This is a genomic window from Aetokthonos hydrillicola CCALA 1050, assembly GCF_017591665.1.
Classification (GTDB): Bacteria; Cyanobacteriota; Cyanobacteriia; order Cyanobacteriales; family Nostocaceae; genus Aetokthonos; species Aetokthonos hydrillicola.
In genome coordinates, this window is sequence record NZ_JAAKGC010000132.1 from 1 (window position 1) to 12,623 (window position 12,623).

The 12,623-nt window shown below is 41.6% G+C and carries 15 protein-coding genes; 5 read left to right on the forward strand and 10 right to left on the reverse strand.

Annotated features, from left to right (window positions below; translation table 11 throughout):
- The 3 genes from G4P69_RS32735 to G4P69_RS32745 form a co-directional block, all read right to left on the reverse strand.
- On the reverse strand, nucleotides 1-497 hold a 497-nt coding region (locus G4P69_RS32735), incomplete at its 3' end, for a DUF2817 domain-containing protein (RefSeq protein ID WP_208353996.1).
- 1,433 nt (nucleotides 498-1,930) lie between these two features.
- Nucleotides 1,931-2,209, reverse strand: coding sequence for a hypothetical protein (locus tag G4P69_RS32740; protein ID WP_208343362.1), 279 nt, complete (start codon nucleotides 2,207-2,209; stop codon nucleotides 1,931-1,933).
- A 4-nt stretch (nucleotides 2,210-2,213) separates the two neighbouring features.
- On the reverse strand, nucleotides 2,214-2,435 hold the full coding sequence (locus tag G4P69_RS32745; protein ID WP_208343359.1) for a hypothetical protein: 222 nt from the start codon (nucleotides 2,433-2,435) through the stop codon (nucleotides 2,214-2,216).
- Nucleotides 2,436-2,846: 411 nt separating this feature from the next.
- On the opposite strand from G4P69_RS32745, the gene G4P69_RS32750 reads away from it, so the two are divergent.
- Nucleotides 2,847-4,691: a hypothetical protein gene (locus G4P69_RS32750; RefSeq protein WP_208353998.1), complete on the forward strand. Its 1,845-nt coding sequence runs from the start codon at nucleotides 2,847-2,849 to the stop codon at nucleotides 4,689-4,691.
- Between the two features lie 281 nt (nucleotides 4,692-4,972).
- Here the strand turns inward: G4P69_RS32750 and G4P69_RS32755 are convergent, their stop codons facing one another.
- The 7 genes from G4P69_RS32755 to G4P69_RS32780 all read right to left on the reverse strand — a co-directional run bounded on the left by G4P69_RS32755 (nucleotide 4,973) and on the right by G4P69_RS32780 (nucleotide 9,670).
- Entirely contained in the window at nucleotides 4,973-7,327 is a 2,355-nt protein-coding gene (locus G4P69_RS32755) for an AAA family ATPase (protein WP_208354000.1), read from the reverse strand.
- The gene (locus tag G4P69_RS32760) at nucleotides 7,324-7,728 is read right to left on the reverse strand and encodes a hypothetical protein (protein WP_208354002.1); all 405 of its coding nucleotides are present in this window, start codon (nucleotides 7,726-7,728) and stop codon (nucleotides 7,324-7,326) included. Before G4P69_RS32760 ends, G4P69_RS32755 begins: the two co-directional genes overlap by 4 nt.
- Before the next feature lie 220 nt (nucleotides 7,729-7,948).
- Nucleotides 7,949-8,245, reverse strand: coding sequence for a fertility inhibition FinO-like protein (locus G4P69_RS32765; protein WP_208354004.1), 297 nt, complete (start codon nucleotides 8,243-8,245; stop codon nucleotides 7,949-7,951).
- Nucleotides 8,246-8,278: 33 nt separating this feature from the next.
- Nucleotides 8,279-8,533, reverse strand: coding sequence for a hypothetical protein (locus G4P69_RS32770; protein ID WP_208354006.1), 255 nt, complete (start codon nucleotides 8,531-8,533; stop codon nucleotides 8,279-8,281).
- Nucleotides 8,530-8,823: a hypothetical protein gene (locus G4P69_RS32775; protein WP_208354008.1), complete on the reverse strand. Its 294-nt coding sequence runs from the start codon at nucleotides 8,821-8,823 to the stop codon at nucleotides 8,530-8,532. Before G4P69_RS32775 ends, G4P69_RS32770 begins: the two co-directional genes overlap by 4 nt.
- Nucleotides 8,824-9,134: 311 nt before the next feature.
- A complete protein-coding gene (locus G4P69_RS39660; protein WP_313890600.1) occupies nucleotides 9,135-9,335 on the reverse strand; it encodes a plasmid partition protein ParG in 201 nt (66 codons plus the stop codon).
- Between the two features lie 167 nt (nucleotides 9,336-9,502).
- Nucleotides 9,503-9,670: a hypothetical protein gene (locus G4P69_RS32780; RefSeq protein ID WP_208345972.1), complete on the reverse strand. Its 168-nt coding sequence runs from the start codon at nucleotides 9,668-9,670 to the stop codon at nucleotides 9,503-9,505.
- A gap of 145 nt (nucleotides 9,671-9,815) precedes the next feature.
- On the opposite strand from G4P69_RS32780, the gene G4P69_RS32785 reads away from it, so the two are divergent.
- From G4P69_RS32785 to G4P69_RS32800, 4 genes are read left to right on the forward strand one after another with little or no spacing between them, the layout of a single operon-like run.
- Nucleotides 9,816-11,135 carry an acetate and sugar kinases/Hsc70/actin family protein gene (locus tag G4P69_RS32785; RefSeq protein WP_208345973.1) on the forward strand — a complete coding sequence of 440 codons (1,320 nt, stop codon included), beginning with the start codon at nucleotides 9,816-9,818 and terminating at the stop codon, nucleotides 11,133-11,135.
- 41 nt (nucleotides 11,136-11,176) lie between these two features.
- Entirely contained in the window at nucleotides 11,177-11,908 is a 732-nt protein-coding gene (locus G4P69_RS32790) for a hypothetical protein (RefSeq protein WP_208354010.1), read from the forward strand.
- A gap of 9 nt (nucleotides 11,909-11,917) precedes the next feature.
- Complete coding sequence (locus G4P69_RS32795; protein ID WP_208346617.1) at nucleotides 11,918-12,148, forward strand: hypothetical protein; 231 nt, start codon at nucleotides 11,918-11,920, stop codon at nucleotides 12,146-12,148.
- Nucleotides 12,120-12,560, forward strand: a complete 441-nt coding sequence (locus G4P69_RS32800) for a hypothetical protein (RefSeq protein WP_208346616.1) — start codon at nucleotides 12,120-12,122, stop codon at nucleotides 12,558-12,560. Before G4P69_RS32795 ends, G4P69_RS32800 begins: the two co-directional genes overlap by 29 nt.
- Nucleotides 12,561-12,623 lie beyond the last annotated feature (63 nt).

Below are 12,623 nucleotides of genomic sequence, written 5' to 3' on the forward strand. Positions count from 1 at the left end.
GCTTTCAGCAGAAAAGGTTCTAATTTAGAAGGATGCTTAGAGGGATTGAAAAAATTATTTAAATGGGAATAAAACTTTGGACTCCCTTCGGGAGATTCGCCTGTTAGAAGAAAGTTGCGGTTAAGATCAATATTTTCTTCATTCCAACGACGTAACCAAGCGAATCCATACGGGTTGAGAGCATGAATGAAAATTAGTCGGCCTTGAATACTTTCCTTGCGGTAGGTTTTACTTAGAAGCTGGTCGAGAAAAGCCAACTGAACAGCAGATCCGAAGAATCCTTCCACGCCATGTAAACCACTTGAGATTATAGTCACTCGGTTTGAATGATCGTTTCCGCAGAATGCTATATCAATGGTTAAGTCATTACCGTTCGCATCTAGTTGCTTTATAGAGTGAGATTCTGTATTCCACCCTAATGTATTGGCAAGAGAGTGAAATCGGGACTTCGCGCAAGCGTAATCAGGTGAAAATGCTTCAGCAAGAGAATTCATCATTGGGAGCATCTCAGTTTTTAAAACGGCTCAAACCGCCCTTGAGTAGCAATGGAACAGGAATGTACGCTAAGCCGAAAACACGTGCCATGCATGGGTTTGATCCACAGTCTTTTTTCAGGGGTATTCCTGTGATAACAATTTTTATCACAGGAAAAATCCTCTCAAAGCCTTAATTCTCGCTGAAAATGAGGCATTGAAGAAGGTAGAAACTTTATCGTTATCACAGGAATCAGTCCTTAGCGTACATTTTGGCTCCAATGCTACTTGCACCCCCAAACCGACAATAGTCCATTGAGGTAGGCACAGCTTCGGGGCTAGGACTTGAGGGACATTTTCTCGCTATTTTCGCGACCGCCTGACTATGTTCTTGAAGTGCTTGCTTTCGTTCTGGAGTCATCACTAGATAAATACACTTATTTACTTATCCTGACTGATTTTCGCCCTCTTTGCAAAAAACTGGGTGATCTCTTCATCATTTAGGTATAATGCTGCTACCTACTAATAGAGTATATAAAATGGACGAAGTATTTCAACGATTTTTGCTGACTTTCTACACTATAGTGTATGGTATTATTGTCTCTCAATTTTTTTCAGGATGGGAAAACCTGATTAGATTTCGAGATAAAATTCGTCTTTATAATATCCATCTATTGTGGACAATTTTAGCTTTTCTCTTCGTTATTCAAAACTGGTGGGGTTTATGGCGTTATAAGGACTATTTTAGTCAAAATTTTATTTGTTTTTTCTTGATTCTTCTAAATCCTATTGTTCTTTATTTATCAACACTTTTTCTTTTTTATAAATATAATAATGAAAAAGAATTTGATTACAAGAAATTCTTTTTTGAAAATCAAAAAATAATCTTTATTTTGTTTCCTCTTCTTATTATAAAGCTTGGTTTTGACTCTTTTTTATTACGCAATGTAGAGATAATTTCTTTGGAAAACTTGCTCCGAATAATAGCGTCATTCCTCCTTTTTTGTGTAAGTTTTATTCCACAAAAGTATGATTATTTTCACTGGCTGTTTATTTTTATAGTTGTGGTACTTTTCTTATTGTTTACACGTCTGTTTACATGGAACATTTCACTTCTGGTTTAATTTTAGAATGTGAATGTTTAGAGGGTGTTTGAAAAGCTGGATAGCATGTAAAAAGCTATCTCAGTATATGTCACTATACCCAAAACTTATCAGGCTCTGGAAGCATAACCGAGAATTTCAGTGCTTGAATGTCACTATACCGAAAAGTTTTCAGGGACTGGAAGCATAACCAAGTATTTTAGTGCCTGACACCCTTATTATTGCCTTAGTTGATTTTCAGCAAGTCCTAACATAAGAAACATAAGTTGGTTCTTGGCAGATTTTGGTGATCAACACCATTTACAACAACGAAGTTTCAAGACTTTTCGGACTCATCACTTTCAGGAGATGTGATTAAGGTTCTGTGAGAAGACGCGTATTGCTGGGTGTAGAAGATTCTTTCAACTCTTTTATGAAGTTATCTAGCGCACGGCTAGCAGTTTTGTACTGTGGGGAAGTTGTGGCAACCTTGCTCTTACCAGTTAGGAGGGTTTTGAGAATGCGCGAGCGCACAGCTTCATAAAGCAGTACGCCAGTTATTAGCCGTAAACAGCAACCTAACAGATAAACATGAATCCGCCCTGCACTAGATGGATGCCTAAACCAAGAAGGCAATTTCCTGGCGAGTGGCATCCATCTACAGGTTTTCTCTAACCCAGCGTTCCACTAATTCAGACCTAGAAACACCAGCTTTAAAAGCGGCTTGAGAAAGTTTATTAATGGCTGTGGGGGTAAGTGTCAAGTTCAATTTCTCCTTTGCCTCTTCATGTATAATTGGTGCACCTCTTCTTCGTGCCTTACCTCTTAGGTAGCCTTTAGGCATTTTATAGCCTTTTTTAGGCTCTGGTGTCTTTCCCATATCTGTAACTATTACTGTGTAAGTGTTCCATATATACGCCTTATCTAGAATTCAAACATTTCTGTCGTTCCCAATGCAATGATTGGAGAACAACAGAAGACTAGAAAAGCTATAACTCAAGTTATTTATTAGTTTAGTTTATACGCCTAAAATACGCCTAGTGGCAGCGCAGTACATTTATACTGCGTTTTTTTGTAACTTTGTACTGCGCTTTTGGGATGATTACATCGACGATAAAATTCCAAAATTCCTTTGCAGCAAAGGTTTTACCAACTAAATACCTGCCTGCTGATTTAAGTATAAGTAATCCCACCATGTTTAATTTTAGCGTTCCTCTACTGAAAAACGTGGTACAATTAATTATCAGAAACAACAGAATATCTTATATTTCGTTCATACGCCTTGACAAAAATGAAAAAAACTGCCTCGAACACCTCCAACAAGACTATCAATCAAGTTGCAGAACAAAATGTATTTACACTTTATTCTGCGTATTTACTTGAGCCTAAAAGTGCAAAATTAAACACAAAGACCACCAGTATCCTAGTACGTTACTTAGTTCCTGCAATAGGAGGACCTGTTCCTAAAGGAGTGAGAGCAACCCCAGAGGAAATTAAAACTGCTTTGGATTTTCTTCAACAATATCCCCCCAGCTTTCTTCTAGAAGCTCCTCAGCTTTTAGAACAAGTTTTCTCACAAAAGGAAATGGATAAAGACACCAAAAGGTCGTTTCGCTCAACAATCAATCTCTTTGTCAATTGGGCTATTGCTAAAGAATATGTACAGGCACCTGAGAAAAAGCAGTCAGAGCCAAAAGAACAAATACAATACATCCAGTTTAGAGCTCCTAGTGGGCAAGGAAAAGTTAAAACCAATAACTATCATGGGGGGAGTAATAAAGAACCTTGGGCTTTAATGGCAAAAAAACGCGGTGAAGGACTAGTTTACCCAGGCGATTATATTAACAAGGATCTTGAATCGGAATTATCCGACTTTGAAGATTTTAGAATAGATCGATACAACTGCGCCAAACGAACTATAGAAATAGAATTGAAGTCTATACATCAAATCCTTGGCTGGTTACACAGAGCTAAGAAAATTCCATTGGAAGAGCTACGTTTGACTACAATTATTCCTCATGCTCATCTCATAATTTCTAGGGAGGAATGTTTAAAGAAAAAAAATTTTGACTACAATCTACAGATTTCTAAAAAAGCTATGGCAAGAGAAAACGCTTTTGCAGAAGCTAATTTCACAAAAAACTTAATTTTGGAATATCTCAATTTTATTGGAGGAACACCAAGAAATAAAGAGCGGATCGTTAAATCTGCAATTGCATTGGCTAAGTATATTTTTAGGGAGGAAATTGGAAAGGATGATTATCCCAAGGAACAAGATATTCCTATGATTTCTAGACTCCAGCAATTGAGCCAGATTTTAAATAAGCAACAAAAAACCACATCAGCTACTATTCCCCATCATCGTAAAAGCGTTCCTTGGGAAGATGCACTGCAAGTATTGGAGAAATTAAGAATTCGAGCTAATACTCATGTTTGTCGTGTAAGTCAACAAGGAGGGAGATACATTTACTCTCGCCAAAGAAGGGATAATGGCATTATTGATGACCTTCAACATTTCCTTTCTCTTGGCTTTATGACTCTTATGCCTCCTGATAGATCCAGAACTTACTATGAACTGGAAATTGATAAAACTTTAGTTCAAGGTATTTATCAAGGTGGATTATTTATCCCAAAAAAAGAAATGAATAATCCATCTCAGGCTCTTTGGTATATACACTTAGAGCCAGAAAGTTACAAGACAGGAAGAATTTATGGTGAATGGTGGGGACAAGTCCCAAATGCACGTTTTGGAGATGGCACAACTTTTTATGAATATATTGATAAATGGCTGACTGAAGGTAGAGAATTTGAGCAAAAGTGCAACCATAAATTCTTTTTTAGGGGTCCTCGTAATTACGAGCCGCTCAACTCAGGAGATTGGCGACAGCGCATAAAAAATATTTTTGTGCGAGAGACTGGCAAGCCAGTTACTGCAAAGGAACTACGGAAAATGTATGTTACCTATCTCAAAGATAGTGGTGCGTCAGAAGCTGAACTAGAAGCTGCTGCCTACGCTATGCACCATTCACGCCAGATGCAATCGCAGATCTACGATGAACAAGACCGTATGAACAAAATGGCTCCTATCCTCGATTTCAATGAGCGGGTTTGGCAAAAAGTTTTATCTAGCAGTTAAGTAACCTGACGGTCGAAGTTCGCTCCTAGATTCGTGCTGAAAGTTACAGCCTGATCTAGGGTTGGGTGAAACATGAACAAAACTGGGTGCGATTATACCCTTTTAGGTAAAGTAGATGGTCGTGATGCCTCTCAAGATTATCTTCGGAATTTCCTCGCACACCTGAAAAAAAATTCCACATTCTGGTATAATCCGATTTGACAAAATCAAAGTCAATAACGAAGCTTATTGACTTTGACAAAAATCAATCTTTGGTGTATACTTCGATCCTCACTTTGCCATCAACATTTCCTCAATTGACGTGGCTTAAATGGTCCACTTGGGGCGATCGCATTCTTGCTCCTCACCCAAATTCCCTCCGGGGTGATGCTGGTAATTGTCATCCTCTTGTCCTTTAGCTTTGGGCAATCCATTACATATACTTCATCCCCTTTCGCAAAGCCTTGTGAGGGGGAGGGGTTCTCGTCAGATGAAGACTGAGAAGTACAAAACCCTCCCCCCCCTGTTAGGTGAGGTGTTAGGTGACTTTGGTTTATGGCTGTATCGCTTACAGGACAAGAGTTTTCATCACCTAACACATGCCCAGTACTTTCACAGCTGTTAGGTGACTTTTGGGTAAGTGTTAGGTGACTGTTAGGTGAGCAGGATTCATGTGCAGTAAGCTTTTCAGTCTCATTCCTAACACTTAGTTGGGAGAACTGGGAGAGGGGGGGTTGTGCAACTTTTTCAAGGTTCTCTACTGTTTCTTGTTGGGTGTTAGGTGAAAAATTATTCTCCCAGAAATAGACTTTAGACTTACTAGTCTTGCCTCTTCTCTTGCTGATAATGCCTCTTTGTACCATTCGGCTCAATACTGTATACAGACTATCCCCACCTCCTACCTTTTCTCTAATTTCCTGTACCTCAAAACCGACACTAGGACGTTGCTGGAGTAGATCCAAAACCCTTTGCTGTAGTGACTGATTTTGTTTTGCAACATCTGGAGATTCCCCAACACGCCCAAGGTTGAGCCACTGCCCGTTTGTATTATCAAAGCGAACCGTTAGCGTGCTCGGTTCAAATAGCCTTGTTTTAGGCATTGAAAAAATCCTGTTTGGATCAGAATCGTCTTTAGACGCCTTTTCCAAGCGCCAATGAACTGATACATTACCGGGAATAGCAGTTGACCCAGAGGATCTGCTTACTCCGGCAAGATTCGTATCCTTGTTGTCGTGATGTACCCACAACAACGATCCATATCGAATGACTAGCCTTTCAACCTCTTTCAACCAATGCCCAACCAGTTCTGATTTTTCCTCAAGTCCTAGCGGGTAACAAATCGTTGTACGGATGGAGTCGATAATTACTAGGTCTGGCTTTGTCTCAGAAAGCCATGTTTCTAGTAGATCCAAGTCTTTAATGGTCCAGGCAGCCATATTACCTGTCTGCCCGATGACTTTCCAATTCGGGGTATCTTCATCAAAGCCGCGATCACTCAGGTAGCTAGCTGTAACATTTAGCGGTTGATCAGAGTTTATGATCAGTACCTTACCTTGCTTAACCTGTTCTCCTAGAAACAATCCACCAGTTGCAACGGCATAGGCTAGATCGATACTTAAAAGAGACTTGCCCGTACCAGGCAAACCAGAAACCATTGCGCTCATATGTCGTGGTAAGAAGCCGGGAACCAACCAATCTAGATTTTTGCTTTCAAGATTAAACAGCTCTTTTGGGGATATGAGTCTGGGTTTCTCAGCACTTTGCCGTTCTGCGAACCGGATAGCATGGCACTGTTGGTCAAACTCTCGGTTGGTAATTCGATACCTGCTAGTGATCCGGTTGCGCTCTGTAAACTGACGAGCTAGATCCGTCTCCCGTAGGTATGCCTGAATTTCTAGCGTCAGCTTCGTTGATTGCAGTGAGCGCCGCAACGGGGGCAAAACCTGGCGCTCCCAAAAGCTAAAGGATAGCCCAGATTCCTCCCTCAACTCCTCTAGTTGCAATGATTCTTCTAACTCATCAAGTCCTGATTGAATAATTTGTTTGGCTTGTTCTACTGCCTCCCTTTTGGTAAGTTTTGGTTTTTCGCTCTCGCTTTTGTCAACGGGTTGATCTGTACCAAGCCGTCTTTCAACTTCTCGCTTAAACTCTTCTTCAAGTGTGTCCACTAGCTTGTTCCAGTCGTACGAACTCTGGTTGCATCTTTCTCTTAATGTACCCAGTTCTATCGACCTTTGAGGCTCTGGCAGAAGAGCGATCGCTAATCTCGCAATATCAGCTGCTTCTCGTAGTGTAAGTTTTGTTTCATCTTTTAAAGCTGCCCACTCTGAGTATGGTCGTGCAAATTCTATGATGCTAATTGTGAACTCTCGCGCTGTTACCTGGTCGCTTACCAAGTTCTCCAGATAATTGTTTACGCTATGTACCAAGCACTCTCCAGAAGAAGCAGCAATGCGCCACGCAATAGCTTTAATTTGAGCTTCTGGAGTTCCCTTTTCTACCAAAATGTAATGTTCGCCTGGGGCCAGATCGCTGTCTCCTTTCCCGTATTCTACTAGCTGGAACAACTCATTATTTAAACGGTGTGCTGTTAGTAGGTTACTAACCCATAGCGTAGGGTAAGTGATTGCTGACGCTTGCATTCCTAGTGCGATCATGCTGCACCTCCCTTGTTGCAATAGCAATTGCGAGGGAGAAGAGAATTATGTCTTTCAAAAAGCTCTTCGTGGTGCTTTGCTTGAGCAGAGGCTACTGCACTTGCTAATTTAAATAAGCCAAAAGCATTTCCGGTGGCTGCTTGATAAAAAATAATCCACTGCTGGGTATATAAAATTACAAGAAAAGACTTTATTAAGCACTTTGTTAAGAAGTGGTTGACTATTGGTTGACGTGTGACATAATAAGGGATAGAGAAAAAGCCATTCTCTTCGATTAGCCGTTTCTGTCTAAGTAAGGTACCAGCGTATTTCTCCGTATTGAAATCTTCTGGTGCTGCTGAAAAGAAGAGGAAGAAAGTGGTAGTCTGGATGAGATTACCTGATTGCAGGTTTTTTTTCATATTTTTAATTCTTCTTTTTGATTTTTCCCCAGGTGGAACTGGGGCTTTTTTTTGGCTCAGTGAAAATATACTACATTGCTGTTTCTGTTTTCACACTGTTCTGCGGGTTTTGCAAAAGAGACAATGTTGTCAGATCAGAAGCTGCAAGCACATTTCCAGTTTTTATATCAACCTAACTCCCTTGGTAAAATGCACAATTCTTAACGTAGTTAAAACCGATTCACGCCGTTGCAACGGCTGCATCTGGCTTGGGCTTTCTCTCGAAGACTTGAATGTTTGGTTCCGATAGCACAAAGCCGTTTTCAGTTGCCTCGCCCATCTTGCCAGCGATCGCAGCCACCCATTGGGGAAAGTTAGCTTGAGCATCGGTGAGCTTCTTCCACACTTTTGGCTTAACAGTTACGCTAACAATGCGATCGCCACAGTCAATGTCAAATTCCTGCCACCCATTTTCTACGGTTTTAGCTTGGGGCAGTTCGTTGATTTTGATTGTCAATTCCAATTTTCCTAAAATCATAAATTATTCTCCTCACGCCGGTGAATACTACCTTCAAGAGCGATCGCGTAGCAGCCTCAAAATTTCATCTATACTCGCATTCAAATTTCTAATATCAGCTTTCATCTCCCTGATATCGGCTTTTACCTCTCGCATATCCGAGGCTAATCCTGTAGTTAGTGTAAGATTTCTGGCTATGGCAACCTGGGATGTACCAATGGTTCCGGCTTGAATTTTTAGGTTGGTTACATCTTCAGTGAGGTCATTTAGCCTGGTGTAAATATCGTCAAATCTAATGTCGTCGCTCATGCTGCCCCCTTACGCTTTTCGGGTGAGTGGGATTCGTCTTCTTCTATTTTTTTTACAGACACTATTCCCGCGCTGCAAAACTGAACTAATAACCAGTTACTAGAGGGTTTGTCCAGTCCAGGCAGTAAACGAAAATTAAAAAATTCCTGCCACACTTCGACCCCATACCGAGAGACAAAAGCGCTTTCCAGTTGCCGAAACAGGGTGTAGTTTCGATCACTGATAGCAGTCAGCATGGTAATTAATTCACTTACTGGGATTTGGGTAGCTGTTGCTTGTACTTCAGTCATGCTGGGTAATCCTCAAAAATACAAATGATTGGGAACGGTTCACGTCTGGTATTAATGATTTGAATTAATTTCTTACCTTTACTTCTAGCAAGCGCGAAACAGGCTAATTCTGTATCCGCTGATGACCAGTCCCAAGTTTGCTGTAACTGGGTCCCATTCCTCCCCAGATTTTTCCGGGTCGTCATTGGGTGTACCAGTCATGCAGCCTCCCGTCGCGATACAAGAGCCAGTGGCAGCGATGGTAGTGCAACTGGGTCAATAGTGCTTGCGTTCATCCGCCTCCTTCTTGTCTTTCATTTCAAAGTACTTTGTTATGACGCTTGCTCCTCACTTGTAAGAAGTCCTGGAGGAGCGTTTGATTTCACCCAGTCGCTTATTAGCAATTGGGTTACGTCGCTCATGTTTAGCCCCTTCCAAGTACATATAGTGTCAAATTGTCGCTTCAAATCTGAATCTATCGAAACTGTTAACCTATCCGATTTTGCTTTTTTAGCCATTAGTTGAGCAATCATACCACTATTACTATCTTCTCACTCACTCCTTGAAATTTCATTAACTGTCTACAATGTGATTGCTCACATAGTCACATGTCTGTTATAGTAGCACTATACCCACAAAAAGCCCAAAAACCTTACCACACGGGATTTACAGCAGTGCCGCGTTAAGGTTTTGCGCCTATTCATGGAGTGTGACCATCACTGAACATCGACACTGCCCATCCAAAATCCTTAGTAAGCAAATATCCACCGTGCCTGATTTGACCGTAAAAATTCACCTTATATAAGCCGTTGCATTTTGGTTGTTGCAGCATAACTAGTGCTGTTGCACCCAGTTGCAACAGCAGCAACAGCGCAACACCCGATTTTTTCGTGCAACAAGCCCCAAACCCAAAAAAACCTCTATACCCATTCAATTAAGCACAACGGTACGCAAGTATTGATTTGTGTCAGTGCTGTGTGATTTTAAATTTTGTTAAGCGTAGGACAAGAAAAATGCCTAAAAAGACGCAAGCAGATGAAGCGGTTCTGCCAGACGAGCAAACTAAGCTTAAGAAGCCGCGAAATGTCGTCCCCAAAGAAGTAATCACATTGATATTAGACGCAGCTCGCTCCAGCATCAAGTTCACCGCGATTTTTCAAGGTAAAGTAATCAACTGCCCGAAGCTTCCTTCGGTCTTTGCAGAGCTTGAAAACCCTCTGCATCAAGAGCTAGGGGCTTTTTCTGTGGGGTTAAAGCCAAAAGAAGTGCCACAAGAGGAGAAAGCAAAAGACGAGATTAAGCATTATGTGGTAGGAGATCGCGCCACACTGGAAATTAATCCAGTTGCAATGACCCAAGGACATGATCACAAGATTGATTACTTTTACCTGTTGGCACTTGGGGCGATTAGCTCAATTCCTAACCTGTATGAATGCTCTTCTGGGACTTCCGAGACATCCAGAACGCTAACCCTTAAAATGGTCGTTCTCTCATTGGGGGATGGTAAGGCACTGTTGGATCAGCTTAAACAGTGCCGTTGGATGAAGGTAAACGGCATTAAATATCGGCTTAACTTCCTCCTTAATCACAGTTTGTACTTTGCTGAGGGCTACGGTTCTGCGGTTTGGGCTAAGAAGTTTCTCAACCTGGAACCGCTTAATCCGACTCACAGGGATGTAACTGTATTTGATATCGGCTATGGAACTGCCTGCCAGACCGATTACGTTTGCTATGGTGAACTGCCCTTAAAAAGATTCGTGGAGACAAACGGCGGCGGGGGACTAGGCAGCTTAGTCACATTCCTTTCAAGAGCAATGGCAAGAGGGGATTCAAGCAGACTTATCCCCATTTCAGAAGTTCGCCAAATTCTAGAGGATTCTAAGTTTGAGGATGGAAAAGCCAGAGCGATCGCCAATGATGGACGCGACGTATCAGAAGCACTTGAGAGAGCCATTCAATGGTGGATGACCGATAGCCCGTTATCTTTCGCCCTAGATTCAGTCAGCTTAGCATCACGTAGACAGCCCGTAGTTCTTGTGGGGGGAAGTTTTCGCATTCCAGCAATTAAGGAAAAGATTAAACAGAGGTTAGAGAGAGGGGGTGCAATAGATAGTAATCTTCTGTTCCCTGAAAATCCTGAAAGTCTCTCAGTACAAGGAATGGTAGAGCTATTTAACGAGAATCAGAAACCACAATTAAAGGTAGTAAAAGATGGGGATTCAAACAAACAAGAGACTGAATTACAACGTGCCACAGAGATTAGTGAACCAAATCAGGATAGTGGCAGCACAACAGGGGATGGAGCCTTATTACTGGATTCACAAAGTGCTTGAAAAAGCCGTCAGAGAAACTTTTACCAACTCGGAGAAATAGCATGATTTACATAAGAGAAGACGGGACACAACTTAGCTGGAAACAGTACCACGAGTATTTATTAAAAGAAGAGCCGGATAACTTAGAGGCGCTCGTCAGGACAAGGCTACGGCTTTTAGCCCAGCAAGAAGACGACCCAGAGTATTACTACGAATTAATTGAGGAATTGATCGGCATGGTTCAAGACGGGAGAATTGGCAATCCTGGTTTTGATGATGACCAAGCATCTGCGATCGCCCTTGAGTTCGTTAAACGTAATAACCTTCAGCAACGATTCAGTGATATTCCAGCACTTTCAGGAGATAACATGGTTTACACAAAAGACGACGGAACGATGGGATTTAGCTGGCAGAAACAATATGATTATCTACTGGCTGAGCATCCCGACCAGTTAGAAGAAATTGTAGACGCACGGCTTGAAGTTCTTGCCCTTGAGCATCCCGATAAAGCATCCTATTACAAAGGACTACGCTCTGAGCTATCCGCAAAAATTAACTCCGCATGGGATAACGATCAGGACTTCGGGTGGGTTCAATGTTGTAGAACCACAAAAGCGTTTGTGAAAGAAAGAAACTTGATGGGGCTTTTTGACGATGTTCCCGCCCTCTCAAGCGAAATTGACCAAGAGATGGACGAGACGAATCATCCTGATGATCCTGATTTTGACGAGGACGAAATCAGAATTAACTTTACAGGTGATGACCTCAACCTCGACCAGTGGCTAAACCTTTAAGGACAAAACATGAAGCGTGTTGTTATTCGTACTCGCACCGAAGAGAAAAGCGACGGCGAGATCGCCACCTTTACAGAACGAATAGAGGAATCAAGTAATTCTGGATTACTAGAAGCGTGGGGATTTCTAGCACTCATAATGAGCACAATTCTCCTTACGTTGGCAACATATCGCGTCGTTTCATCAATTAATCAACCACAGGACAATAATTATGGCTTTCAAACAGGACAAACGAAATAATACCAATGCTCTAGCACGTTCCGAAAGAGGACAAATAACAACTAAAAATGGGAATTTAAAAAGCAGTGAGACTTTCACCATAGACCGCACAACTTTAATGCAAAACATCCTCCCTCCTGGTGGCGAACAGTTGATGCAGGAAATCTCTAAAGGGTTAGGGATAGACCTACTGGACCCCAAGGGATGGAGCAAAGAGCAAGTTATCAACGCCAAAAAACTTGCAGCAGAACTTGACGAAAAAATGATCATGATGCAGGAATTAATGCCCGCCGTCATGAAATTTTTGGAATTTCAAGTTTCGGTTGCTGAGTTTCATGCTGAAGTTATGGTCGAAACTTACAAAGCTAAATGTAGCGAACTGCAAACAGAAACACTTCAAACTGCAAACAAGGCAAAATTGAAACCACATTAGCTGCAAATAAGGGTGGTCTCAAAACCACATTAGCTGCAAATGAAACCAGATTATTTGCAAACA